This is a genomic window from Arcobacter sp. ISO1 (assembly GCF_058105185.1).
Genome location: NZ_CM176573.1, coordinates 1,767,622 through 1,793,465, shown reverse-complemented (window position 1 = coordinate 1,793,465; position 25,844 = coordinate 1,767,622). Strand labels below are relative to the sequence as shown.

Below are 25,844 nucleotides of genomic sequence, written 5' to 3'. Positions count from 1 at the left end.
CCTTTTTTATAATAGAGTGAATTATACTAAACTTGCTATGAAAACTTGATAAATTTTTTCTTTTTATCTATATATTTCATAATAAAGCTCAAGAAAACTATACTAATTATAAAAACAATAAAAATATTAGAGATAAAATAAACTAAAAAAAATAAAATTATATTTATTACTATAGAATAATTTGTAACCTTATAGTGACTCCAGCCTGCTTGTGTAAGTCTTTGATATGCATGTTTTTTATGAGCTTGAGATAATTTTTCACCATTTAATTTTCTTCGTATCAAAGTAACAGTAGCATCAAACCAAAACAAAGAAAACAAAATAATCCATATCCAAAAATTTTCACTAGTTTGATTTGAATAATAAATTGTAAAAACGGCAATATTGTACCCTAATAAAGTACTACCAACATCCCCCATAAATATCTTTGCTTTATTCCAATTCCAGTATAAAAATCCAAGAACTGCAACAATTAAAACTATAAAATGATTTCCATTAAAAAGAATAAATCCAGCTAAAGATAAAAATATAGCTTCACTTCCAGCATAACCATTTATTCCATCTAAAAAGTTATAAAGATTTATAAACCAAATAATCATAAAAAATGCAAATATATTTGTAACTATTTGATTGTCAATAGAAAAAACAAAAAAATCTAAACTCTCAAATCCACCTAAACAATACAATCCACCTAAAGCTACTAATGATTGAAATATAAGTCTTAATTTGGCACTTAACTCATAAATATCATCAAAAAAACTAACTAAACTAATAACTATGCCAACTAAAAGTGCATAAAAAAGGTTTAAGTCTATATCATCAGTAAAATACAGATAAAGTAATCCTAAAAACCAAGTGATAGCTAAAGCTATACCTCCACCATGGGGAGTTGGTACAGTATGAGAACTTCGTTCATTGACAGTAGCAACTAGCGATTTTTTTATAGCATACTCTTTTATAAAATATGTCATTACAAAAGATGAAATAAAAAGTATTAAATATTCCATTAACTATATTTCCTAATGCCATTGTATATGTATATAAAAAAGTAGTAAATTGATTTAAAAAAAGAAAGTTGTTGAACTTTTCTTAAAAAGAGCCAGTGTCTAAAAAGCATTTTAAATTTATTTCTTGATACTGAATTTTTTCTAATACGATATGTGGCTAAAACATTTTGTATACCATATGCATAATCAACTTTTTTTAGTATATTCAGCCATAATGAATAGTCTTCATGTGATTTAAAAGTTTCATTCATATACATCTTGCCTACTTTAGAAATATCTATAAAAGCAGTAAGACATGAAATTCTGTTTGATTTTAGTAAATCATTGTAATTAACTTGTCTAGGTACGATATAGTCATCATATAACTTATTCAAGTTTTCATCAGATCTTCTGTAGGAAGAAAAAATAAAACAGTATTCATTTTTTTGTATAAAAGTTAAACTCTTTTCTAAAAAGTCAATGTCCCATAAATCATCACTATCTATAAATGTTAGATAGTTTCCTTTTGCATTTTTTATTCCTATATTTCTTACAACAGCAGGTCCACTATTTATAGACTGTTTAATTAATTTTATTCTTTTTTCAATTTTTTGTATTTTTTCAATAATATCAATAGAATTATCAGTTGAATTATCATCAACAATTATAACTTCAAAATCATCATAAGTTTGATTTAAAATAGAATTTAAAGTTTCTTCTATATATCTTTCTGAGTTATAATTTGCTATTACAATTGAAACCATTTTTCCCCTTAATTAATTCGATAAGATTTTAATTACATTTATTGCAAAAGCGTAATTAATGCAAATAAATATAAAAGGTTTATACATAGTAAATTTAAATAGATACATCATTAATATCATTTCAATAAAAAAATACATATATAAAATTCTAGGACTAATCTCTGCAAAGGTCATAAAAAAAGAAATAATAAAAAAGAAAAAGAAAATATGCATTCTTAATATTCTTATTAGTAAAAAGTTTTTATTCATACTTTTATATCTACCAATTAATAATTCACTTCCAATAAATAAGAACATAATAGGGAGTATTTTATAAATAGGTAATATTCTACCTTCTATAAATCTATTAGTATAATCAGCATATGATGTAAACTGTAATAAAAAAAATAATACACATACAGAAAAAATAGAAAATACAACTGAAATAATAAACAAACTATCTATTTTAAATTTTCTTTTTATTTTGATACTATCTTCTTTTTTTAAAAAATAAAATTGCTTTAAAATAATAATTACTAACAAATACAAGATAAAAAAAATACTACTTTCATGAAAAGATTGTGCTAAAGATCCAAAGACAATAAAAGCTAAATATCTTTTTTCATAAAAAAGAAATAAAGCAATAATTATAAATATACTAGAAAAAGACTGCCTTAGGTTATTATATATAGCAAGATTAAAAGCTACGGAACTAATTATAATCAAAAAATAAAAAAAGTAGTTTTTAAAATCTTTTTTCATACAAAAAGGTATTAAGGATATAAACCACGAAAAAAGTACAAATTGTACTAAGTAAATTATTAATCTAGAGTCAGAAGTAAAATTCTGAAAAAATAAGATAAGCTGATAAAAACTAAATTCAAAAACATGTGGATAATTTTTTTCTATAACCATTTGATATGAATTTAAGTCATAAGTATCATTTTTAAAAAATGACACTAAAATAAAAAACAATATTGATACTATTAAAAAATATTTTTTATATTTAGTAAATAGAAAAAAAGAAAAAAGATGTTGTAAAATATAAGGTAAAACAATAAATAAATTCATTTTTGTATAATCTTCTTTATTATTATTTTTATTGAACTTCTTATCTTAAACAATATAAAATACATTAAACCAAAATTTTTTAATATAATTTCCTCTAGTTCTTTATCACGTTGTTTATAGTTTACCTTACTAAAACCTTCATTATCATAATAAACATACCCTTTAGTCTTTACTATTGGTAAACTATCAGTATAATCATGTTTCAAAAAATAATCATAATCTGATACTATCTTATAGTTTAAATCATATTTTATTTTCTTGTTTTCAAATATTATTCCCTGGTGACAGTTAGGAATACCAAATCTATGATCTTTAACGTTTACATCTCTTAATCTACCTAACAAATCTTTATACTTGACATTTAGAAAACAAGGAATCATAATATCTTTTGTTAAAACATCACCTATAAAGTAATCTCCAGCATTTAAAAATAATAAACCTTTCCCTGATGCTTTTTCTATACCTTTATTCATAGCATCGTAAATACCATTATCTTTTCCACTCACCCAATAATCTATTTTATCCTCATATTTTTTTATAATATTAATTGTATTATCAGTCGAAGCACCATCAATAATAATGTATTCTATTTCATTAAAAAGGGGTTGGACGGTAACACTTTTTATAGTCTTTTCTATCAAATTTTCTGCATTATAAACTACAGTTATTACACTTATAAGATAATTCTCATTCATCAATAATCACTCAATTTATCTTTATAATTAAATAATTTAATATCATCTTTATAGTAAGTTTCAATTATATTCCAAGTTTCAAGATCATAATAGTCTTTATAATCTTTATGATTTGATTTATTTTTGTGTGGGATTTCTATATTAATATTAAGTTTTTTATTTAAATTAGAAGTCATATAGTCAAGGTTTTCAAACTTATAAACTTTTGATACAATTAACTTTCCCCTTTTATCATAAAAATAATCTTTTTGTAAAACTAAATTTTCTTTTTTTACTCTCCAATAAATATATTCTTTGAATGTCATATTTTTTATAATATAATGCTGAAAATGTTTTTTATTTTGTTTCATATAAAAATACAAACTAACTTGCCAATCCCAAGGATTTCTAACTATTCCAAAGGAAAAATAATCATAAAACTCACTTCCCAGTTTTTCTTTTATTTCTTTTGCTTTAATATGACCTTTCATTTGGAAAGGAAAATTTATTTTATTAAAAATTTTAAAGAAAAAATTATTTAACCATAAAGACAAAAAAGGTATATACATTAATCGATTTAAAAAAAATGGTCTATCATAGCCATGCTTTCTTAACTCACTTCGAATACTATTTCCAGCTGTTTTAACAGTATGTATAAATATAAACTTTTTACTTTTTGATATTATCATTAAATATTTCCTTGTAAAGTTTAACATATTTATCAACAACTATTTTATTATCAAATTCTTTCAAAACTTTTTCTCTTGCATTTCTACATAAGTCTTCATATTTATTGAAATTTAAAATCCATTCTATACCATCTTTTAAATCAATAGTATCCAAAGGTTTTGCTAGATATCCATTTAGTTTATGTTCTATCATATCGCTATTCCCACCTATATCAAATCCTACTACAGGTGTACCACAAGCTAAACTTTCCATAATTGCATTAGATAAGTTCTCTTGTAAACTAGGTACTATCATTACATCAACCGCACTATAAAGTGTAACTAAGCTAATATCATCAGACAAACTTCCCATATAGTGTATTTTAAATCCAAACTCAGGTGCATTTTCTGGCTCGCTACTCCCAAATACTACAAACTCTAGATTTTTAGTTCTTTCCAACTCAATTATAGCTTTTCTTAATTCCTTAAAACCTTTTCTTAAATCATAAGTTGCATCCATAGCTCCAAAAAGTACTAGTTTTTTATATTTTGGTAAACTCCATAATTCTCTTGATTTTTCTTTATCAAATGGCTTGAAGATATCAGTATCTATAGGATTTGGTAAATTTATATGTTTTTTATCTTTTAAAAGTGTACTGTTTTTTGAACAATCATTTAGCCACTTACTTAAACCCACTATTGTTATATCTTTTTTAGTATTAAATAATTTTTGTTTACGGTTAAATACTTTTTTACTTAAGTCGACTTCTTTATTACTTCCAAGGACTTTACAGTTTCCACAAGAGTTTTTATACCCTTCACAATCTTCATTATAGTGACATCCACCAGTAAATGCCCACATATCATGAAAAGACCAAACTATGGGCGCTTTTATTTGAGCTATATTCTCTATTCTCATCATTCCACCACATATCCAGTGAAGATGGACTATATCTGGATTTATCTCATTTATCTTCTCCACTATACCACTAAAACCAAACCATGAAGGAGAAAAAAATGTCTTTGATTTGTTTTTATAAAATCTTGTAGGAATACTATCAACTGTAGGTCTAAGTTTCCCTATAGCTATTTGAACCTTCGTAGATGGTCCTATAACTGTATAGTCATCACTACTTTTACTTTGACACAAAATCTGACTATCTACTCCACTACTTAAAAGTGTTTTATGTAGTCTATAAGCTGCTCTTGCTGCTCCACCTTGTATATCCGAAGTATTTACTATTAAGATTTTCATTTAAAAAATTTTCTTTTTATTGGTTTTAGAATAGGTTTCAATACTTTTATTATTGGAAATCCTACTTTAGAAAGCTTTTCATAGAATCTTATTTTATTCCAATTTGGTTCAATTTCTTCAACTTTTTTATAAATAGTCGCATGACTTCCTTCAAGTAGTCCAACTACTTCAAGTCCCATCATCTTTGCAAATTGATTAAATGTATATCTCAAATGAAAGGTTTGCGGTAAATGACATTTTATAACTGGTGTAAAACAATTAGCAATCACTAAATACCCACCAGTTTTAACACTTTTTATCATTTGTATAAAGTCGTTAATTGGATCAGGTACATGTTCTAAAACATCTGTAGATATTAAACAATCATAATTATTATCAATTTTATCAATTATATGTATATTTCTAAATTCAGATGCTCTTTTAATACCAAATTCACTAGGATGAGGTTCATATATATACATATTTATATTTTCATCTTTTTGAGCTATTAATCGTGCTAAAGTTCCAAAACCACCACCATAATCAATTACATTAGTAAAACCATAGTTTACTATCCAATCACTTATAGCATTACGATGTCCCATTGATTCATTATGTTGTTCTATAAAAAGACCATTTAGAAGCCAAACAGGATGAGAGTAAAACGTACCTATTCTTTCCCAGTTAAAAGTTTTGTTATCACAAGCATAATCATCCCAGATTAAATCCATAAGATACCACATCTGTTCAAGGTCATCCAAACCTTGTTTTTCTCTCTTAAGAAGTTTGTCAATTTCATTTTTTTCTGTTTTTGTTAGGTTTTTGTCAGTTAATATTATTTCCATTAAAATCTACCTATTTTATATATTTTTTTCGTAAGATGATACAATTTTAAAAATTTTAAAATTAGAATTATTTTTTCCTTAATCATAAAATTTAACTTTATTCGAGAATAAAATATACTTTGTTTAATTTTTCCAATTGACTTCTTAATAGAGTTATTTTCAAATAAAGATTCCATAATTTGAATATCATTAATATCTTTTAAAGTGTTTCTATTTTTTTTCATTAAAAATAAAAAATTAAATCCAATAAACTTAATATCTTTATAATAAAAAAAATAACTAGGATTATAAATCAAATTTTCTTTTGTTTCCTCATAAAATTTTAGTACTTCATCATGTTTTTCAATATTTGAAATTTCTTTAGATACAATCAAATCATCTTTCCCTAAATAATCAATATCATTAGCTTCTCTCAACCCATACAATGATAATATAATACTGCTATCCAAGACTAAATCTTCCCTATTAATATTGTTTTCTGTTAAAAAAAAATTAAATAAATCTAGTTGGGAATTTAACTGCTTAGTTTTAAAAGGATCTGCATAATTTAAAAAATGTTGTCCATTTTCATTTAAAATCAATCTTGATATTCTTATAGCTTCTTCTTTATTATCTGTTATATGAATGGAACTATAACCTATTTTATTAATATTTCTCACTTTTTCTTTAATTTTTCTGACTTCTTCAATATTTTCAGATTGAAATATTAATACTTTAAAAGGTTTAAAATTTGGAAAACATTCAATAATCTTTTTTTGTAATCCTTTATAGCAGTTTTTTTCATTTCCTACCCAATCCATATGCTTGTATAACTCATAAAGTAAATTAAATCCACCATTACGGGATAAAGACAATTCTTTTTCATAAACTATATTAACAAATTTAGACTCTGATAATGTTCTGTTTTCATTTCCTGATGGCCAGAGAAATGCTATATATACATTTTCTGAATATTCGATAAATTTTGAAACACATATATCCAATATGTTTTCAGAAACATTCATTTTATACAAATATTTAAAATCTGCAATTAAGTCTTCTTCTTCTGTTTTAAGACAAAAAACATTTTCATTTAAATGAATTGCTGAAGATAATCTGTGTGCACCATTTAAGATTTTACCTGATTTTGATAAAGGAATTAAAGTTTTATCCTTATTAAAACCATTATCTTTAATATCATTATAAGTTTTATTAAAGGAGTTTATAAATTCATATTTATCAAACTTATGTTCATTACCAACTTCTCTAAATGTGTCAAATGTTTGTGCTCTTATAACTTCTAAATAAATTTTTTTTGCTAACTCAAAATTTTTATCTTTATAATCTAAATAAAATATTCTAAAGGCTAAATCTAATCTATTCCAAGTTAATAAATCTGTTGGTTTTTTTTCTAAAACTTCATATTCTTCTTTTTCTAGTTTTTCATAGATGAATGGTTCTATTTTATTTTTTAAATTTATTTTATTTATCATTTATTAAAACCTAATAATTTTTTTAATTTATTTATGATTCTTTGCAATAAAGTTATATGGTTTTTTTTAAAGATTATATTATTAATTTCTTCATTTTCCTTAAAATTAACAAATTTTATAGACTTATTTGTTATAGATAGTTTCTTACTATCTAAACTTTTATCTATTCCACAGTGAATTCCTGATCCATCATGTCCAATATTTCTTACAAATGAATCAACTGGAAAAATTGTCATTTTATTTTGAAGTAATTGAGAAAACAATCTTCTTACTGCCCAAGAATCAATTTTTCCATCTTTTTGCATTTTTAACATTTGAAGTCTTGGTTTTCCAACTTTTTTCATATATCTCATATATATCAAGTTGTTATCAATGATTTTATCATATGATTTAATATCCCAATTTACACTATTCCACTCTTTTTTCCAAGTTGACCAACCCCAAGAAGTACTAATATGTGCAAAATACACTTCATCCGAATAATCAGCTGGAATGTTTATATCCGAATATCCAGATACAGTAAAAACTCTCTCTTCATTCTTGTAAAACTCTAAAGCCTCATTCATAAACTTTAAAAAATATGGACTCGTTACCAAATCATCTTCAAGTACAATAATTTCACCATATTCATTAACTATCTTTGTTACCCCATCTATAATAGAATTTGCAAGTCCCCAATTTTTTTCACGCTCTATTATTGTGATATTTTTAAAGCCATCTATTATTTTTATATACTCTCTTACTTCATTTACTTCTATTTCTGAATTTTCATTTTTTGCTGCATCACTATATATGAAAAGTTCGCTTTGATTTGCTAGTTCATTTTTTTGTAAAGCTTCAACCGTTTGCCTAGTATGATCTGCTCTATTATAAACAAAGAGTACTATTGGAGCTAAACTCATTTGCTGATTCCTAAAATAGTTTTAATCTTTCTATGATATGGACGTAATTCTACATAGGCAGGTATCAATCTCAATACACTATACCTTTCTTTTAATTTTCTCATTTGCTCACTAAACTGTTTATATTCATAATTTGGATTTTGATCAATGGGTAATATTTCAACTTTTTTATTATTTATTATATCATCAAAAAGTTCTTTCCATTCGTTTGATATTTTTTTATGATTAAATCTTTTTTTAATAAACTCTATACCATTTTTACCAAGATCAATTGCTTTATTTTCATCATTTAAAAGTTTAACTATATTATTAACTAAATCATCATCAGTAGTACCTAATAATCCTGTTTTATCTTTATCAACCGTATCTAATAAGCCCCAAAAAGCACCAGATACTACAGCTGTACTACATGCTTGGAATTCTATTGCTACACCAGGACAGTTTTCTGTTAGACCTGAAGGATTAGGACACCCTATCATAGCTTTTTGGATTATTGGTATTTTTTCTTTCCCTAGTACACCATGAAATATAACACTATCTAGCTTTTTTCCATTTTCATCACTTAAATATGGTCTAAACAGAGATTCATAACTTTCATCTGCTATTTTCCATTTACCAAGACTAAAGTTTCTATTATAAAGTTGTCCACTTCCTATTACTTCAAGTTTTGCTTCTGGAACTTTCTCTAAAATTTTTTTCCAAACCCTAGCAATTATATGAAAGCCCTTAGAGTATATTAAACTTCCCATATAAACAACTGATTTTACTTTGACAATTTCTTCTTTTAGGATATAATGATAAGGATCAAAACCATTGTAAATCATATTTGATTTGTAGATAATTGGATGATCTCTTAACATATCATATTGCTCTTTACTAACATTTACATATCGTACAATATACGGATGTTTACTAATTTGTCTTAACTGTTTAAACGGTGTATTATGAATCCAAGCAATGGTTTTAATTTTTATAGCATATAAATCTTTTAAGAATTCTAATCCTCCTTTATCATCAGAAGGTCTATATATAAATAAATCACAGCCATCTTGTTTTGCTTTTCTTGCTGCATCACTAGTATCTTGAACCGAAACTGCATCAAATTCTTTTGGTAAGGTATCTGTAAGATTTGCATAAAAAACAAACTTTACATTATCAAAATACTTCATATAATAATATGGCAAAGTCAAAAAGTTGTACTGTGTTCCACCTATACCTGGATTACCATCTTCTGGCTGACTAAAGTCTACACCTTTATATCCTTTGTTAACTAAATATAGTCCTACTTTAAGTTTACTCATTAATATATCCATACTTTTTAAGATTTAAATTAAATTCATTAGCAAGTTTTTTATTTTGACCTTTGTAATATTCAAATATTTTTTGTTTAGTTTTACCACTCATTTCTATTTTTTCTTTTTTTCCTTTTTTAAGTTTTTGGAAGAGTTGTTTGTCTAAAGCCCTAATAAATCGACTATTCTTTAAAAAAGTTGGAATATAGATTGATACACTTGCCTTAAGTTTTCTGTAGTTATTTAAGTTCTGAGAAACACCATCATTTTCATGTTTACTATTTAATAACTCAGAAGTCTGTGTTTCATCAATAGACAAAAACTTAGATAGTTTACTTGAAAAAACTTTTAGATCTTTCACCATTTCTTCAAATAAAAATACTCCTACGTTTTCTTTACCAAATAATTCACTATAGTATTTTACTATTTTATAGTATTCAATTGAGTTAGTAAAACTAACATCAAAATTTTTAAAATCTCTTTCAACCCACTCATCAATAGTTACATTTTTTTGATTAGCATATAAGTTTCTAGGATCAAATGGATGATCTCTATATTGAGACTTTATTATATCCATCTGGTTTCTTAGGATTATCACTATTTTTGCATCTGGAAAAAATTGTTTTATTCGTCTGGCTTTTTCCGCTCTGTCTTTATGGGAAAAAAGTACGGATGCAAATCTTTCATTACTAAATATATTTAATTTATCTTTTGATAATAATGGTTTTATTTCATCGTAATATTTTTCTACATCTGAAAATTGATACTCTATCCCCTCAAGATTAGTCATACAGTTATGAAACTCTTTTAATGCTTCATTTTTAAGATATAGAGAATCTATATTCTTTTCACTACTATCTTGTCCTATATTTCTCGTAGGATAAATACCCATAAAATTTATTTGACTATGTTTATCAAAAAGCTGTTTTTGCAATGTAGTACTTGCTGATTTTGGAAAACCAATGTGGAAAATGACCCTACTTTTCAAAAACCAACCTCATGTTAGGTCTCATAGATGGAAAAATCTTCTCAAAAATATTAAAAAATTTTGCTTTTAACCCACCATTTGTTTTTCCAGTATATTCAACTCTTTTAAATTTAAAGCCAATCTTTTCCATAAATTCGCGAACCTCTAAAGCTGTATATTCTCGAATATGTCCCATGTGTCCAATAGTTTCAATCTTGTTCCACTCATGATATAAATCACACGCACATGAGCATGATTTTTTTTTAATCAAGAACATAAATATTCCTTTAATACTTCGTAAGTTTGGAGTTGAAACATGGATTTTCCCTCCCCTATTTAGCACCCTATAAGCCTCACTAAATGTAAATATAAGATTTCCACGCATATGCTCAAATACTTCATTGCATATAATTTCATCGATTGAGCTATCGTCAACAGGTAGAGGCTCTATATCATAGTTAACTTTTCTCACATCAAGATTGAGATTATCAAAATTTTTAAATCTCTCTGGTGCGATATCAGTACCAATAACTTTATAGCCAGCTAAATCTAAAGCTTTTGTAAAAACAAATGGAGCTGAACCATATTCTAATATTCTGCTATTTTTTTCAATATTTCTCTTTATATAATTTAATTCCAGATATTGTTTATTTGAAAACTTACTTATGTATCTTCCAGCCCAACCATATTCATCATCAACACAAGAATTATTTATAATTTTTATCGCTTCTTTGAGTTCATCCATCTTTTACCTTTTTTTAATCTATGTGCAGTAATATATTAATCTACAATGTAGCCTACTACCTTACATCTTTTTTTTAACTCATCATCATTTTCTGCATCTTCTAACATTTCTTTATTATACAAAATATGACTATATTTTTCAGTACCACCTTTACCATTAGGATTATGTTGATTCCATTCTTTACCATATTCTTCATCAAGATAGTCATTAGCATACTTAAAAACATTCATTTCTAAGCCATAAAACATTTTCTTAACTAAATTGTCAGGATATTTTTTAGGTAGTATCTCCATTCCAAATGTAGTGTTAGAACCTTTCCAATAATCAACTAATTTTGAAATTAATATTTTTGATTTTTTATCATTAATAACAAAAGATATTTTTGACAATATAAGATATGTATAATGCAATAAAATTTGCCTGCGACTTCCCAAAATTCTAGTATATGAATTTTTAAAATAAAGTATATCTATTAGCTCCCATGCTACCCTTGCTTTAAAATTAAGTGATTTATGAATTCCTCTTACTACATAATTTTCACAAACATCATATAATTTTATATCTATAGGTGCTAAATTTCTTTTTACTGTGATCATACCTTTAACTTTATTATGCGCTGGATCATATCTTTGTTTTACACTAAACCCCATTTTTTTTAATTTATTTAATACTTCTTCTAGTTTACTTCTATCAGATGCCCACATACCTAAATCTACATCTCTATCATATTTCAAAACTCTTTCTTGTAAAATCGCACCTAACAATGTACCACTTGTCAACCAATATGTAATACTTTCTTTTTTCATAGCTATATCTAAAATTGTTAAATCATCAATAATACCTTGTTCTTTTTCTAAATATTCTTCTTCAGTCTCAGAGTATTTATACTTCATTTTTTTCCTTCATAACTTTTATTAAACCAAATATACTAGAATTTATATCAATAACTTTTTTTATATAAAACCATAAAAACAATACATGTAAAGATCCTGTGAAAAAGATTCCTAATACTGCACCCAGAACATCAAAGTATAAAATAAGAAAATAATCTGTAACTATTCTTAAAGTAACAAACATCATATTTATTTTTAAAAGTTTATTTTCAAATCCAGTCATTGAAAGTAATCCATTAACTGGACCAAAAAATGTAATAAACATTTTATGTATTAATAAAATTATTAATAAAGGGTAAGCATTTATAAAATCCATCCCAAAGAAAAACACTAATAAATCTTCTCCAAATAATATGAAAACTATTGAAATAATTAAAGTAGAGAAGAAAGCTATAAATGAACCTAATGATATAAACTTTTGTAATTTTACATACTCTTTTTTTGTGTACATTTCTGAAACCTTTGGCATTATTATACTATTTACAATTGTTGATATCGAAAAAGTAAACATAGATATCTGAAAAGCTATTTTAAAAAAAGCAACTTTTGCACTATCATCACTAAGTGCTCCTAGTATGACTAAATCTATATTTTGGTTAATAGCTTGTAAGCCTGCAATCATAGAAAATGGTAAAAGTGCTATAAACATGGGCTTTAAGTTTTTCACCATTTTTGTTTCTGGAGGAATTTTTTGTAAGACATATTTTTTTAAATAGTACAAGCCAAATAGAAAAGCTATTGCCAAAGAAAGAAGATGTAAGACTAAAATTGTATTAACTTCAAAGTCATCTAGCATAAAATATGAAATAATTATTAATATAATATATGACAATGGTTTAATTATTTTTTCTGGTATCTGACTTTTTATAATCTCATGGTAACCTTTAAGTATCCCCATTCGCACTTGATTAAATCCTAGTAACAAAAGAGAAAGAGAAGCTAAAAGTAAAGAATTACCTATCTTAGGCTGTAAAAAAAGTACTATGACAAATATGATTCCTATCACAATAATACTACTTAATATCACTAAAAAAGTAGCATTTTTTAAAAAAATTTTTATTTTTGAATTTTGATCAAGAGCTAAACTTTTTGAAACTTCTCTTGTAAGATATGTAGGTAACCCCATAGCTATAGGAATAGTCAACAAACCAATAATTGACATAATATATATAAACTCACCATATTTTTCAGCTCCTAGTAATCGTGTAAGTAATACACTTGTGATAAGCATAAAACCCATATTTAACATTTGAAGTAAAAAAGACTTTTTAATTATATTTATAAACCAATCTTTCATACTAAAGCTCATTTTTTGCAAATTTTCGTACTAATCTATTATCTATTACAAAAGTAGTTATTGAAAGAAAAAGCATTACTACAATAAATAGGATTTTTACTACAAAAAGACAAAAAATAATTTTTATATGTTTTATAAAATTTTGATTCTGTTTAAATAATTTTAATTTTGATATCATTTACTTTATATACTTCTTTTTAATAAATTCAATAATAATTTTAGTTGCATCTTCAACTGAAGTTATAGCTGTATTAATTACTATCTCAGCTTTTTGTGGCTCTTCATATATATCATTTACACCTGTAAAGTTTTGAAGTTCACCTTTAAGTGCTTTTTCATATTTACCTTTAGTATCTCTACTTTTACATGTTCCTACATCTGCTTTTACATATACTACTATATTATTCGTTACCATTTCTCTAATTGCTTTTCGTGATTCTCTATATGGAGATACAAATGAAGCAACAGTTGAAACTGAGTTCTTTTGTAAAGTTTTAATTAAGTGACCAATTCTATGCATATGTCTATTTCTATCTTCTCTAGTATATCCAATGTCAGGTATTAAATCTCTTATATCTTTTGAATCAAGCCTTTCAAGTGGGATATCTAGTTTTTTAAGTTCTTCATAAACTGCATTAGCAATTGTTGTTTTACCTGAAAGTGGAAGACCTGTAAACCATAGGTTAAATGGTTCTATTTTTTTTCTTCCCCATTTAATCTTAAACCATGCTCTTTCATGTGCCCAATAAAGGGCGATTTTTGCTACCCACTCTAAAGCGCCAGCAGCAATTGCTAAATCAAGTCTTCCAAAAAAAATATATACAATAATAATTGTTGTAGTTGTTGCAACTACTCTCCATGAAAATCCTTTTATAAGAGATCTTATATTAGTATCTTTATACATTAGATAGCCTTACAATTCCACTCGGGGTAGTTTCTTCTAATAAATTCATTTAATTCTTTATCAACTTTGGTGTATTCTCTTAGAGAGATATCTTTTGAAGATTCACCTAAAATAGAACTCACAATCATTCCCGCCCCAACAGTAGAATTAGTATACTTGTCAATAATTATAAAACTTCCTGTATATCTATTCTCATGATATGGGTCTACTGCTATTTCTCTATCTAATGATAATGTTAATTTTGCTATATCATTTAACTCTAAACTATCTGAATCAATCTCTTCAAAGGTATTAATATTCTTTTTATATTCAATAGAATTAAAAGCTCCATTTAATACACTTGTCGCTCTTTTAATCACATAGTTTTGATTTAAAGCTAATGGTTTCTCATCCATCCATACAACCATTGCAGATAAATGATTTGATACTTTAGGTATATCTATTGATTTTACAATCATATCACCTCTACTAATATCTATCTCATCTTCAAGTGTTATTGTAGTTGCCATTGGTGCAAATGCTTTTTGTATAGTCTCTACTTCTTCATCTTTTCCTACTGGTCTTAAATCTTTTATATCATTTGATACTATTGATTTAACTTTACTAGTCTTTCTTGAAGGAAGTACAGTTATCTCATCTCCAACACTAATTGAACCACTTGTAATAGTCCCTGAAAAACCTCTAAAGTTTAAGTGGGGTCTTATTACATATTGAACAGGGAATTTAAAACTATTATTCTCTTTTTTATGAATCTCTATAGTATCTAGTAATTCCATTAAAGGTTTATCTTTATACCAAGGTGCTTTAGGAGAGTTTGTTAATATATTATCTCCATCAAGTGCAGAGATTGGAATAAATTGAATATTTAAGTCACTATTATGTGGTAAGTATTCAATAATCTCTTGGTAATCACTTTTAATCTTTTCAAACACATCTTGTGAGAAATCAACTAAGTCCATTTTATTAATTGCAACAATTAGGTTTTTAATACCTAATAAAGAAGCAATAAAAGAGTGTCTTTTAGTTTGTGTTAAAATTCCTTGTCTTGCATCAACTAGAATAATTGCTAAATCTGCTGTTGATGCTCCCGTTGCCATATTTCTTGTATATTGTTCATGACCTGGAGTATCAGCAATAATAAATTTTCTTTTATCAGTTGAGAAGAATCTATAAGCAACATCAATAGTAATACCTTGTTCTCTTTCACTAGCTAATCCATCAACTAAAAGTGCTAAGTCTATTTTATCACCAGTAGTTCCACTTTTTTTAGAATCTTTTTCAATAGAAGCTAATTGATCTTCAAATATCATTTTTGAATCATATAAAAGTCTTCCTATTAGGGTAGATTTTCCATCATCAACACTTCCACAAGTAATAAACCGTAGTATTTCTTTATTCTCATGCTCTTTTAAATATTGTTCTATATCTTTTGAAATTAAATCTGATTGATGTGCCATCTTAAAAATACCCTTCTTGTTTCTTTTTTTCCATTGATGCATCACCATCACTATCTATTAATCTACCTTGTCTTTCACTAGTAGTACAAACTAACATCTCTTGAATAATTTCAGGCAATGTTGTTGCTTCACTATTTACTGCTCCTGTTAGAGGATAACATCCTAATGTTCTAAATCTAACTTTTTCTTTTTTAGCAGTCTTTCTAAGCTCTTCAGGCATTCTTTCATCATCAACCATAATTTTAGTTCCCATATATTCAACTACATCTCGCTCTTTTGAGAAGTATAAATCAGGAATATCAATATTTTCCAAATAGATATATTGCCAGATATCTAATTCTGTCCAGTTAGACAAAGGAAATACTCTAATAGATTCACCTTGGGTGTGTCTACCATTATATATATTCCAAAGTTCTGGTCTTTGGTTTTTTGGATCCCATCTATGGTTTTTATCTCTAAAAGAGTAGATTCTCTCTTTTGCACGAGACTTTTCTTCATCACGTCTTGCTCCACCAAATACTGCATCAAACTTTTGGATATTTAATGCATTTTTCAATCCTTCAGTTTTCATAATATCAGTATGCAAAGCAGACCCATGTTCAAAGGGTGAAATATCCATTTCAATCCCTTTTGGGTTTGAGTAAACGATTAATTCCATACCTACTTCTTTAGCACGTCTATCTCTAAATTCAATCATCTCTTTAAATTTCCATTTAGTATCCACATGCATTAGAGGTAATGGAGGTGGTGCTGGGTAAAAGGCTTTTTGTAGCAAGTGTAACATTACAGAAGAATCTTTACCTACAGAGTAAAGCATTCCAGGGTTTTGAAACTCTGCTACTACTTCTTTCATTATGTGCATTGATTCTGCTTCTAATTGTTTTAGGTGTGTTAGTCTTTCTTTGCTTATTTGCACTTCTTTTACCTTTTAAATATTTATATTTTAAAATTTTATTATCTAACAACAAACCAAGGATTTAATAAATCCTCTTTGTTATATACTACAGGAGACTGTGAACCATCTTTATTAAATATATAAGTCATCTTTCCTGCACATCTAACAACTGCATCAGCTGCTGCTGTGTCCCACTCCATTGTTGGTGCTAGTCTTGGATAAATATCTGCTTCACCTTCTGCCACCATACAAAGTTTTAGCGAAGATCCTTTTGACACTTGCTCAATCTTTCTTGAATCTAAAGCATCAATAAACTCTTGTGTTTCACTTGATAGATGAGATTTAGAGGCAACTACAAATAGTTTCTCTTTTGGATTATCATTTGATTTTAATGGTAATTTTTCATTGTTTTTATATGAAGCTTCTCCATCTGCCCAATAAAGATCATTTAATGCTGGAGCATAAACTACACCCATAACTGGAGTATTATTTTTAATCAATGCGATATTAACTGTAAACTCTCCATTTTTCTTTATAAACTCTTTTGTTCCATCAATTGGATCTACACAAAAATAGTATTCCCAATCTTTTCTATCAGAAAAATCAAGTTGTTTGTTCTCTTCAGACATAATTGGAATATTTGGATAAAGTTCATTTAAAAATTTACAAATTAATTCATTTGATTTTAAATCTGCTTCTGTAAGTGGTGATTTGTCATCTTTATAATCTATTTGAAAATCTTTATTATAAATTTCCATGATTAATTTACCAGCATCTAAAGCTATATTTTTAATCTCTTCTATATTTACATTGTTATATTGCATAATCGTTTTCATTTCCTTGTACATATCCATATTTAATTAAATGGTTTACGACTATATCAGCACACTCTTGTATCGAGTGTTCATTTGTTTTTATATGAACTTGTGGTTCTTCTGGTTCTTCATATGGTGAAGAAATACCTGTAAAATTCTTAATAGCTCCATCTCTAGCTTTTTTATATAAACCTTTTGGGTCTCTACTTTCACAGACTTCTAAAGGAGTATCTACAAATATTTCAATAAATTCATCATATTTAACAAGTGATTTTGCAATTTGTCTATCGGATCTAAATGGAGAGATAAAAGCAGTTAAAACTATAAGTCCACTATCAACAAATAGCTTAGAAACTTCTCCAATTCTTCTAATATTTTCTATTCTATCAATTTCAGAAAAACCTAAATCTTTATTCAGTCCATGTCTAACATTATCACCATCAAGAAGATATGTTTTTCTTCCTCTTTTAAAAAGTTCAGCTTCGACTGCATTTGCTATAGTTGACTTTCCAGATCCAGATAGTCCTGTAAACCATAAGATACATGGTTTTTGATTTAGAAGAGTTAATCTTTTTTCTTTTGTGACTTGTTGTGAATGCCAGATTATATCTTCATTTGTTTCATGTTTTTTCATTAACTTCCTCTTCTTTAAAACCTTTTATAAATTGCACAAAAAATGTTAAAAATATTGATAATATAAATCCTGTTACAAAGGCAACAGTAATAATTAAACTTTTTTTAGGTTTATTTATTGAAATATTATTTATTTTAATATCACCTATTTTTTTTGTCATAATAGTATTTGCATATAGTTTTGATTTTTCTATATGTCTATTTTTTATAAAATTAAAAACTGATGAAATAGTATTTTTAATCTCATCTTTTTTTGTAGATTTTGCACTTATAATTAATACTTTATTTGTTTTTTTCGGAACAGATACATTTACATTAAATTTTGTTGATAAAATAATTGATAAATCATTTGAACTATCAAATACTTGTTCTCCAAAACTATCACTTTGAATAGAACCTATTTCAATTAATAGCTTTCCTTCATAAATAGGTGTTGGATTTTTAAAAAAAACATAAATAATGCTGCAAAAAGTAATAACTAATGTAAAAGTTAGTATAAAAACTTTTTGGGACCAAAGTGTTTTAATAAGTTCTAATAAATTTATTTCATCTTCCACTAAATTACCTTTTTTTTAATATTTTATTAACAATTCTCTTGTATTTATTATATTTAAAAATAATTCTTTATAAAATTTTTTATCCTAAAATATATAAACCTAAATAAATCTGGTAAATACTTTATTCTCATTGCCCTTCTTCCATAAATTTTTTTTGAACTTTTAGAATGGTTATTTTGAGGAGATTTAGAAATGATTTTATGTACTAACTCAAAAATATTATATTCTTCTAAAACCCTTCTTCTCGCTTCTTTTAAAGATTCAAATCTTCTTTCATATTCACCTGGTGTACTTATTATTTTTTTTATTTTTGATAATGAACCTTCAAAATCATCCAAGTCGATTAAAACAATACTATCTTCTGGAAAATATTCAAAAATATTTGGACAGCCGTAATATATTGGTATAGAATAACCTAAAAATGTATCAGCTAATTTTTCAGTCCATACATGAGGTGCAATATAATTTTCAATACAAACATGAAATTGAAAATCATCAATAGCATCATATTTCTTTTCAATTGGTGAAAATCCCCATCCATATCGGACTAATTCATCTATTTCTCTTTGCATATACTCTGTGAATTCCAACCTTTTTTTATGTAATGTATGTCCCATTGCTTTATTAGAACATATAGTTGAGATAACATTTTTCTTTTGAGGTGCAATATCTAAACTGTTATTAAGACATTCACTATAAGACTTTCCATACATCCATATATTTCCTGTTTGCATTCTAAAGGAGTTTTTATGTGGTAAGATTTTTTCTTCTTGATTTGTTATAAGATACTTAAATTGTTTTGCAAAGCCCCTTCCATATCTTGTTATTGTACTTGGCTCAGTTGTAATTAATATTGTATTATCTTCATTACAATCTAATTTTTCAACTCTATTTGGTAATATTTTAGGAATATCATCTATAATAACAAGCCAATCATAATCATTAACTAAGGGATTAAATATAAACTTACAATCTTTCCAAATTCCTTTATTGTTTGGTGTTTGTCGTTTATAGCTTGATTTTTCATTTGCTAAAGAATCTCTTTTTACAAATTTAACAGTTGTCATTTTTTCTCCAAGTAATTATTTTGTTTATAATTTAATGAAATAAAAATCAATAAAAGTATTATGATTACTGAATTTCCACCCCAAATAGTTCCAATACTTTGTTCCATAATTATTATTGAACAAAATAATCCCATAGAAACATTTTTATTATATACTTTTTTATTCATTTTTAAAATTCTTAAAAAATATAATAATGTTAATCCTAACAAAAGTAAAAAACCTATTATCCCTAAAGAAAATAATGATTCAACATATGCATTGTGAGGATGTTTAAAAGACAAGCCATTGGTTTCAAAAATTTTTTCTGTACCTTGAAGACCATAACCTATAAGAGTATTATCAGTCATTATCATATTTAAATAAAGTACCCAACCATCAAATCTTTTTGAAGTATGTATTGTAAAATTATCAATAGTACTACCACTATAAAATAAAACAAAAAATAAAGCTATTGAAAATATTAATATAGATATAAATATAGTTTTAAAATTAATATTTTTATTACTAAAAGATTGATAATACATATAACTTAATGTACCTACAGTTATTACAATAATAGCTGTTCTTCCTCCGGACAATATAGTAGCTATATAAATAATAAACAATAAAATCAATGTCATTTTATTATTGTTATTTTTAAAATAATTGATTAAAAGAGGTATACAAACAGCAAAAAGATTTTGTCTAGAATGATATTTCCATTGAATAAATTCAATATAAGTTATGTTTTTTAAACTTTCAAATATATCAATTTTTGTAAAGTAGCTTAGGATTAAAACTAATGATAAAAAAGAAATTGAAAAGAATAATATTTTTTCAAAAAACAAATAATTTTCTCTTATTTGAATGCTTTCATTAAATATGTAACTAATAATGTATAAGAATGGAAGTAAAATTAAAATCATATTTATATTACGGCTATAATCTTCAGTTGGATTGAAAAAGTTCACTACTAAGGAAATAAAATAAAATGTAATTATAAGACCTAAAAAATACAAACTTTTTAAAGGTAATACAAAATTCTTTTTAAGACTTGAATTTATTATATAAAAAATCAAGATTAAAACCAAGTCTATGTAAAATAATGCTCTTCCTAGATAATTTAATGGAATCAATAAAGCTAATAAAAATACTAATATATTTTCATTATTGTATCTAATCATATTTATTTTCTGCAAGTTAAAATTTCCTTCTTACTATATTATATAAATTTTTATAAATATTTTTCTATTTTATTAATGGCATCTTCAATATTTATATTCATGTACATAGTTTCATTTATTTCCATTGTATTGGCTTTTAGTGGTTTATTATTACTAAAAAATGATTTATCATAAATTACTGTTGACCATTCTCCATAAGGTGCTGATCTAATCCAGTTTGTGGCACCAAATATTCCTATTGTTGGTGTTCCACTTACTGCTGAGATATGCATGGCAGCAGAATCTGTAGATATTGTTAGATAAGCATTTTTTAAAATTATTTTTAACTCTTTTATAGATGTTGTACCAACTAAATTTTTTATGTTTCCATGTAATTTTTTAGAAATATTATTTATGTATTCAATCTCGGTCTTATCACCAATAAGATATATTGGTAATGAATATTTACTACTAATAATTTTTGAAAATTCAATCCATTTTTCAGTTGGTAATCTTTTTGATTTCCATTTTTCACTCGAACCACAATTAAAAACAATGTAGTTTTTTTCTCTTTTATTAAAATCAATATTAATATTTTCTAACAATCCACTTTTATTAGCAATAGATTTAAAAATATCAAATGTAGAATTATTATAAACATCAATATCTTTGTTATCAAATATTTTTGTTTTTAAAAATTTAGTAATAAATCTACTTCTATCATTACATTGAAAATCAAAAACTGCATCAAATTTTTCTTTTCTTAATTTAATTATCAATTTAATAACATTAACAATAGATTTACTTTTTAAACAAATTATATTTTCAAATTCATCTTCATAATAGAGTTTACCAATATTTGTCGTAATAATTGTTGGTTGATATTTTAGAGAGTTAAGAATAGGATACATTGAAGCTAAATCACCTAATGCACTAAATCTAATAACTGCTATCTTCAATTTAAAACCTTTTTATAATAAGAGAGATATTCTTCAACTATATTCTCTAAATTAAATTTATCATCTAATGTGTTTAAGAAATCATCAAATTCATTTTTATATAAATCATATTTTTTAATAATATCTACAATATTTAAACTATATGAAGAATCTTCAATAATAAATTTTTTGGGTAAGACTTCTTTACAAATACCTACATTTGTAGAAACTAAAAGTTTTCCATATATAATTGTTTCTAGGGCAACTAAACTAAATCCCTCACTAAAAGAACTTATAATAATTAAATCTGAAGAATTAATTAATTCAGGAATATTTTCTTTAAACCCTACAAGTTTAATTTTACTTGATAGATTTAATTCATTTATTAATTTATTAAGATTATTATATTCAATTCCATCACCAACAATTTCTAAATTATAATCAAGTTTTATTTTAGACATTTCACGAATTAAAACATCAAAACCTTTTATTTTTTCTAATCTGCCTATAGCTCTAATAGTAAATCTATCATTAACTTTAAATTTATTGTCAATATTTCTTTTTAAAATTCCATTATAAATAACTTTTACTTTTTTATTTTTAATACTTTTTGCAACATCATTTGAAACCGCCGTTACATTTTTTATTTTATTAAATATACTTCCTTTTCTAGGATTATGCTTTGTTGCAACATGAGTAATCTTAAAAAACTTATTTAATCTATAAAATATTTCTGAAGACTTTGCAAAATGTGTATGTACTAAATCAAATCTATTTAATCTAAAAATATTAAATAATTCATAATATAAAAAAGGATTATTTCTACTATCTTTTGATTTATATTCAATTATATTTATATTTTTAGAAACTCTATGTAAGAATTTCGCTTCTATAGGAATTAATAAACTGATTTTTAGACCAATGTTTTTTGACATCTCATTAACAAGGTCAATATAAAATTCACCTCTTCCAAGACCTCTTGAAGATATAAAATGACAAATATGAATCAAAACTGCTCACTTATATATTTTATTTCATCATCTGTCAAATAAGGATTCATTGGCAAACTCATAATCTCTTGTGAAACTATTTCAGAGATAGGAAAATCACCTTTTTTATATCCTAGATATTCAAAACATTCTTGTAAATGTAAAGGCATTGGATAATGAACTGCTGTTGGTATCCCATTCTCTTTTAATTTAGATTGTAACTCTTCTCTATTTTTTACTCTTATAGAATATTGTGCCCATGATGATGTAGCATTTTTATCTACAAAGGGTAAAATAAGATTAGATTTATTTTCTAAAATTTTTGTATATTTAGCAGCAACCTCTTGTCTTAGAGCCAAATCTTTTTTATAATATTTTAATTTTACATTTAAAATTGCCGCTTGAATAGTATCAAGCCTTCCACCCATACCAATATATTTATGATGATATCTTTTTGATTGCCCATGAACTCTCATAGACTTCATCTTTTCTGATAATTCTTCATCATCAGTAAAAACTGCACCACCATCACCAAAACATCCAAGTGGTTTTGCAGGAAAAAAAGAGGTAGTTGATATATCTCCTAAAGCAGAATCTGTTATATTATTAAAGGTAGAACCAAAGCTTTGTGCTCCATCAATTATCACTTTTAAATTATGATTATTTGCAATATTGTGGATTTTTTCCATATCTGCTGGTTGACCATAAAGGGATACAGGGATAATTGCTTTTGTTTTAGAAGTGATCTTTTCTTCTATTAAATCAGGATTAATATTATAAGTTCTTTCATCAATATCTACAAAAATAGGAGTTGCTCCTAAAAATGCAATTGTTTCAGCTGTTGCAATGAATGTAAATGGAGTGGTAATTATTTCATCACCAGGTTTTATATCAATGGCCATCATAGCAAGAAGTAAAGCATCTGTACCGGAACTACATGAGATTGCAAATTTTGCTTTGGTAAACTCTTTAAGAGACTCTTCTAATTCAGTTATTTCTTCTCCCATAATATAATTTGATTTATTCAGTACAGATTGAATGGCTTCATCAATTTCTAATTTATATAATTGATATTGGTCTTGTAGTTTTGCAAAATCTATTTTCATAATTTAAATTATTCCTCTATTAAAATAACTTCATCATTTTGAAGTTTATATTTAGAATTATCAAATGAGTCAATTGCAATATCATCTTCATTAAACTCTAATCTATTTCCAGCAACTGATACCCAGCCAATTTGTTTTGCGGGTACACCTACCATAAGTGCAAAATCTTTAACATTTTTATTTATAACTGAGCCTGCTCCAACTAGTGCATATTTACCAATGGTATTACCACAAACCACAGTTACATTTGCTCCAATAGAGCATCCTTTTTTTAAAAGTGTTATTTTAAACTCTTCTTTACGCACTATAAAAGATCTGGGATTTATAACATTTGTAAATACCATTGATGGTCCTAAAAATACATCATCTTCTACTTCTACACCTTCATAGATAGAAATATTATTTTGTACTTTTACACCATTTCCAATCTTTACTTTTGGTCCTACTACACAATTTTGACCAAAAGAACAATTCTTCCCTATATTTGAACCTGTAAGAATATGAGAAAAGTGCCAAATCTTTGTATTTTCACCAATATTTACATTCTCATCTACATAAGAAGATTCATGAACAAAATAATTAGACATTAGATAATCTTTTTACAAAATGGATGATAATCATTTTTTAAACCAATCGCTGTCATTTTTCTAATTTGTGAAACAATATCTATTGATCCATATGCTTCATTAAGGCCAAATCCATTACCAGCTAATATCTCTTCATAAGATCTTGTATGAAGATCTTTAAATCCACCAGAGAACTCTATCTCTTCACCTTCAACAGTAATTGACCTAAATGTAGTTTGTCCTTGAGCCTTTACTTCTTCTGGAATATAATCATAGTTTACAGATAAAAACCATCTTACATTTGCATTTTTAAGTCTTAGTAAACCTGCATTTGAATCAGCTTGTTTTAGGTGAACAATATTTTCTTTTACTTCTCCAAAAATCCAAGAAAGCATATCATAGAAGTGAACTCCAATATTTGAAGCTATTCCACCAGATTTAGACTCATCACCCTTCCAAGATACAAAATACCATTTACCTCTACTTGTAAGGTAAGTTAAATCAATATCATAAATTCTATTTGGATTTTTTTCTAGTTCTTTTTGAACTTTTTCTTTAAGTGCAATAATTGAAGGATGTAATCTTAGTTGTAAAATATTATGTACTTTTTTTCCTGTTTCTTGCTCTATTACTTTTAATTGAGCGATATTATGTGGATTTAAAACCAATGGTTTTTCACAAATAGCATCACATCCACTTTTTAATGCAAATCTAATATGTGCATCATGTAGATAATTTGGTGTTGTTATAGCCATATAATCTATTCTTTTATCACTTTCTCTATGATATTTATCTACAAATCTATCAAATCTTTCAAACTCTGTAAAAAAACTTGCTTGGGGAAAATGAGAGTCCATAATACCAATTCCATCGTAAGGATCAAGTGCTGCTACTAATTCATTTCCTGTTTCGGTAATTGCTTTCATATGTCTTGGAGCTATATATCCTGATGCTCCTATTAAGCCGAACCTTTTTTTATTTGACAT

The 25,844-nt window shown here is 25.9% G+C and carries 27 protein-coding genes; all 27 read right to left on the bottom strand.

Features of this window, described 5'->3' with window-relative positions; translation table 11 throughout:
- Positions 1-35 precede the first annotated feature (35 nt).
- On the bottom strand, positions 36-1,007 hold the full coding sequence (locus AC2TY9_RS08800; protein WP_489777016.1) for an MraY family glycosyltransferase: 972 nt from the start codon (positions 1,005-1,007) through the stop codon (positions 36-38).
- Positions 1,007-1,750: a glycosyltransferase family 2 protein gene (locus tag AC2TY9_RS08795; protein WP_489777015.1), complete on the bottom strand. Its 744-nt coding sequence runs from the start codon at positions 1,748-1,750 to the stop codon at positions 1,007-1,009. Before AC2TY9_RS08795 ends, AC2TY9_RS08800 begins: the two co-directional genes overlap by 1 nt.
- A gap of 12 nt (positions 1,751-1,762) precedes the next feature.
- Positions 1,763-2,800 carry an EpsG family protein gene (locus tag AC2TY9_RS08790; RefSeq protein ID WP_489777014.1) on the bottom strand — a complete coding sequence of 346 codons (1,038 nt, stop codon included), beginning with the start codon at positions 2,798-2,800 and terminating at the stop codon, positions 1,763-1,765.
- Positions 2,797-3,495 (bottom strand): glycosyltransferase, encoded by a 699-nt coding sequence (locus AC2TY9_RS08785; protein ID WP_489777013.1) that lies wholly within the window; start codon positions 3,493-3,495, stop codon positions 2,797-2,799. The genes AC2TY9_RS08790 and AC2TY9_RS08785 overlap by 4 nt, the downstream gene beginning before the upstream one ends.
- Positions 3,495-4,163, bottom strand: a complete 669-nt coding sequence (locus AC2TY9_RS08780) for a hypothetical protein (protein WP_489777012.1) — start codon at positions 4,161-4,163, stop codon at positions 3,495-3,497. The genes AC2TY9_RS08785 and AC2TY9_RS08780 overlap by 1 nt, the downstream gene beginning before the upstream one ends.
- Positions 4,144-5,397 carry a glycosyltransferase family 4 protein gene (locus AC2TY9_RS08775; RefSeq protein ID WP_489777011.1) on the bottom strand — a complete coding sequence of 418 codons (1,254 nt, stop codon included), beginning with the start codon at positions 5,395-5,397 and terminating at the stop codon, positions 4,144-4,146. Before AC2TY9_RS08775 ends, AC2TY9_RS08780 begins: the two co-directional genes overlap by 20 nt.
- Complete coding sequence (locus AC2TY9_RS08770) at positions 5,394-6,221, bottom strand: methyltransferase domain-containing protein (RefSeq protein ID WP_489777010.1); 828 nt, start codon at positions 6,219-6,221, stop codon at positions 5,394-5,396. Before AC2TY9_RS08770 ends, AC2TY9_RS08775 begins: the two co-directional genes overlap by 4 nt.
- Entirely contained in the window at positions 6,221-7,693 is a 1,473-nt protein-coding gene (locus AC2TY9_RS08765; protein WP_489777009.1) for a hypothetical protein, read from the bottom strand. The genes AC2TY9_RS08770 and AC2TY9_RS08765 overlap by 1 nt, the downstream gene beginning before the upstream one ends.
- Positions 7,690-8,595, bottom strand: a complete 906-nt coding sequence (locus AC2TY9_RS08760) for a glycosyltransferase (protein WP_489777008.1) — start codon at positions 8,593-8,595, stop codon at positions 7,690-7,692. The genes AC2TY9_RS08765 and AC2TY9_RS08760 overlap by 4 nt, the downstream gene beginning before the upstream one ends.
- Entirely contained in the window at positions 8,592-9,896 is a 1,305-nt protein-coding gene (locus tag AC2TY9_RS08755; protein WP_489777007.1) for a glycosyltransferase family 4 protein, read from the bottom strand. Before AC2TY9_RS08755 ends, AC2TY9_RS08760 begins: the two co-directional genes overlap by 4 nt.
- Entirely contained in the window at positions 9,889-10,875 is a 987-nt protein-coding gene (locus tag AC2TY9_RS08750; protein ID WP_489777006.1) for a sulfotransferase, read from the bottom strand. Before AC2TY9_RS08750 ends, AC2TY9_RS08755 begins: the two co-directional genes overlap by 8 nt.
- A complete protein-coding gene (locus AC2TY9_RS08745; RefSeq protein WP_489777005.1) occupies positions 10,865-11,599 on the bottom strand; it encodes a class I SAM-dependent methyltransferase in 735 nt (244 codons plus the stop codon). Before AC2TY9_RS08745 ends, AC2TY9_RS08750 begins: the two co-directional genes overlap by 11 nt.
- Positions 11,600-11,634: 35 nt before the next feature.
- Positions 11,635-12,492, bottom strand: a complete 858-nt coding sequence (locus AC2TY9_RS08740) for a LicD family protein (RefSeq protein WP_489777004.1) — start codon at positions 12,490-12,492, stop codon at positions 11,635-11,637.
- Complete coding sequence (locus AC2TY9_RS08735) at positions 12,482-13,789, bottom strand: oligosaccharide flippase family protein (protein ID WP_489777003.1); 1,308 nt, start codon at positions 13,787-13,789, stop codon at positions 12,482-12,484. Before AC2TY9_RS08735 ends, AC2TY9_RS08740 begins: the two co-directional genes overlap by 11 nt.
- A gap of 178 nt (positions 13,790-13,967) precedes the next feature.
- On the bottom strand, positions 13,968-14,693 hold the full coding sequence (gene cysC, locus AC2TY9_RS08730; protein WP_489777002.1) for an adenylyl-sulfate kinase: 726 nt from the start codon (positions 14,691-14,693) through the stop codon (positions 13,968-13,970).
- Positions 14,693-16,150, bottom strand: a complete 1,458-nt coding sequence (gene cysN, locus AC2TY9_RS08725; RefSeq protein ID WP_489777001.1) for a sulfate adenylyltransferase subunit CysN — start codon at positions 16,148-16,150, stop codon at positions 14,693-14,695. Before cysN ends, cysC (AC2TY9_RS08730) begins: the two co-directional genes overlap by 1 nt.
- Before the next feature lies 1 nt (position 16,151).
- Positions 16,152-17,012, bottom strand: a complete 861-nt coding sequence (gene cysD, locus AC2TY9_RS08720) for a sulfate adenylyltransferase subunit CysD (RefSeq protein WP_489780422.1) — start codon at positions 17,010-17,012, stop codon at positions 16,152-16,154.
- Between the two features lie 92 nt (positions 17,013-17,104).
- Positions 17,105-17,881 (bottom strand): 3'(2'),5'-bisphosphate nucleotidase CysQ, encoded by a 777-nt coding sequence (gene cysQ / locus AC2TY9_RS08715; protein ID WP_489777000.1) that lies wholly within the window; start codon positions 17,879-17,881, stop codon positions 17,105-17,107.
- Positions 17,859-18,494: an adenylyl-sulfate kinase gene (gene cysC / locus AC2TY9_RS08710; RefSeq protein ID WP_489776999.1), complete on the bottom strand. Its 636-nt coding sequence runs from the start codon at positions 18,492-18,494 to the stop codon at positions 17,859-17,861. The genes cysQ and cysC (AC2TY9_RS08710) overlap by 23 nt, the downstream gene beginning before the upstream one ends.
- Positions 18,481-19,050: a Wzz/FepE/Etk N-terminal domain-containing protein gene (locus tag AC2TY9_RS08705; RefSeq protein WP_489776998.1), complete on the bottom strand. Its 570-nt coding sequence runs from the start codon at positions 19,048-19,050 to the stop codon at positions 18,481-18,483. The genes cysC (AC2TY9_RS08710) and AC2TY9_RS08705 overlap by 14 nt, the downstream gene beginning before the upstream one ends.
- A gap of 53 nt (positions 19,051-19,103) precedes the next feature.
- The gene (locus AC2TY9_RS08700) at positions 19,104-20,117 is read right to left on the bottom strand and encodes a glycosyltransferase family 10 domain-containing protein (RefSeq protein ID WP_489776997.1); all 1,014 of its coding nucleotides are present in this window, start codon (positions 20,115-20,117) and stop codon (positions 19,104-19,106) included.
- Entirely contained in the window at positions 20,114-20,944 is an 831-nt protein-coding gene (locus tag AC2TY9_RS08695; RefSeq protein WP_489776996.1) for an O-antigen ligase family protein, read from the bottom strand. The genes AC2TY9_RS08700 and AC2TY9_RS08695 overlap by 4 nt, the downstream gene beginning before the upstream one ends.
- A 386-nt stretch (positions 20,945-21,330) precedes the next feature.
- Positions 21,331-22,218: a glycosyltransferase family 9 protein gene (locus AC2TY9_RS08690; protein WP_489776995.1), complete on the bottom strand. Its 888-nt coding sequence runs from the start codon at positions 22,216-22,218 to the stop codon at positions 21,331-21,333.
- Entirely contained in the window at positions 22,215-23,207 is a 993-nt protein-coding gene (locus tag AC2TY9_RS08685; RefSeq protein WP_489776994.1) for a glycosyltransferase, read from the bottom strand. Before AC2TY9_RS08685 ends, AC2TY9_RS08690 begins: the two co-directional genes overlap by 4 nt.
- Positions 23,204-24,292: a DegT/DnrJ/EryC1/StrS family aminotransferase gene (locus tag AC2TY9_RS08680; RefSeq protein WP_489776993.1), complete on the bottom strand. Its 1,089-nt coding sequence runs from the start codon at positions 24,290-24,292 to the stop codon at positions 23,204-23,206. The genes AC2TY9_RS08685 and AC2TY9_RS08680 overlap by 4 nt, the downstream gene beginning before the upstream one ends.
- Before the next feature lie 8 nt (positions 24,293-24,300).
- Positions 24,301-24,879: an acyltransferase gene (locus tag AC2TY9_RS08675; protein WP_489776992.1), complete on the bottom strand. Its 579-nt coding sequence runs from the start codon at positions 24,877-24,879 to the stop codon at positions 24,301-24,303.
- A complete protein-coding gene (locus tag AC2TY9_RS08670) occupies positions 24,879-25,844 on the bottom strand; it encodes a Gfo/Idh/MocA family oxidoreductase (protein WP_489776991.1) in 966 nt (321 codons plus the stop codon). The genes AC2TY9_RS08675 and AC2TY9_RS08670 overlap by 1 nt, the downstream gene beginning before the upstream one ends.

Bases quoted from the DNA above. Each gene is read 5' to 3' on its own strand.
- AC2TY9_RS08675 (WP_489776992.1), bottom strand. From the start codon at position 24,879: ATGTCTAATTATTTTGTTCATGAATCTTCTTATGTAGATGAGAATGTA.
- AC2TY9_RS08760 (WP_489777008.1), bottom strand. From the start codon at position 8,595: ATGAGTTTAGCTCCAATAGTACTCTTTGTTTATAATAGAGCAGATCAT.
- AC2TY9_RS08680 (WP_489776993.1), bottom strand. From the start codon at position 24,292: ATGAAAATAGATTTTGCAAAACTACAAGACCAATATCAATTATATAAA.
- AC2TY9_RS08745 (WP_489777005.1), bottom strand. From the start codon at position 11,599: ATGGATGAACTCAAAGAAGCGATAAAAATTATAAATAATTCTTGTGTT.
- AC2TY9_RS08700 (WP_489776997.1), bottom strand. From the start codon at position 20,117: ATGACAACTGTTAAATTTGTAAAAAGAGATTCTTTAGCAAATGAAAAA.
- AC2TY9_RS08740 (WP_489777004.1), bottom strand. From the start codon at position 12,492: ATGAAGTATAAATACTCTGAGACTGAAGAAGAATATTTAGAAAAAGAA.
- AC2TY9_RS08790 (WP_489777014.1), bottom strand. From the start codon at position 2,800: ATGAATTTATTTATTGTTTTACCTTATATTTTACAACATCTTTTTTCT.
- cysD (WP_489780422.1), bottom strand. From the start codon at position 17,012: ATGCACATAATGAAAGAAGTAGTAGCAGAGTTTCAAAACCCTGGAATG.
- AC2TY9_RS08780 (WP_489777012.1), bottom strand. From the start codon at position 4,163: ATGATAATATCAAAAAGTAAAAAGTTTATATTTATACATACTGTTAAA.
- cysC (WP_489776999.1), bottom strand. From the start codon at position 18,494: ATGAAAAAACATGAAACAAATGAAGATATAATCTGGCATTCACAACAA.
- AC2TY9_RS08755 (WP_489777007.1), bottom strand. From the start codon at position 9,896: ATGAGTAAACTTAAAGTAGGACTATATTTAGTTAACAAAGGATATAAA.
- AC2TY9_RS08785 (WP_489777013.1), bottom strand. From the start codon at position 3,495: ATGAATGAGAATTATCTTATAAGTGTAATAACTGTAGTTTATAATGCA.
- AC2TY9_RS08795 (WP_489777015.1), bottom strand. From the start codon at position 1,750: ATGGTTTCAATTGTAATAGCAAATTATAACTCAGAAAGATATATAGAA.
- cysN (WP_489777001.1), bottom strand. From the start codon at position 16,150: ATGGCACATCAATCAGATTTAATTTCAAAAGATATAGAACAATATTTA.
- AC2TY9_RS08800 (WP_489777016.1), bottom strand. From the start codon at position 1,007: ATGGAATATTTAATACTTTTTATTTCATCTTTTGTAATGACATATTTT.
- AC2TY9_RS08765 (WP_489777009.1), bottom strand. From the start codon at position 7,693: ATGATAAATAAAATAAATTTAAAAAATAAAATAGAACCATTCATCTAT.
- AC2TY9_RS08775 (WP_489777011.1), bottom strand. From the start codon at position 5,397: ATGAAAATCTTAATAGTAAATACTTCGGATATACAAGGTGGAGCAGCA.
- AC2TY9_RS08670 (WP_489776991.1), bottom strand. From the start codon at position 25,844: ATGTCAAATAAAAAAAGGTTCGGCTTAATAGGAGCATCAGGATATATA.
- cysQ (WP_489777000.1), bottom strand. From the start codon at position 17,881: ATGAAAACGATTATGCAATATAACAATGTAAATATAGAAGAGATTAAA.
- AC2TY9_RS08770 (WP_489777010.1), bottom strand. From the start codon at position 6,221: ATGGAAATAATATTAACTGACAAAAACCTAACAAAAACAGAAAAAAAT.
- cysC (WP_489777002.1), bottom strand. From the start codon at position 14,693: ATGTATAAAGATACTAATATAAGATCTCTTATAAAAGGATTTTCATGG.
- AC2TY9_RS08735 (WP_489777003.1), bottom strand. From the start codon at position 13,789: ATGAAAGATTGGTTTATAAATATAATTAAAAAGTCTTTTTTACTTCAA.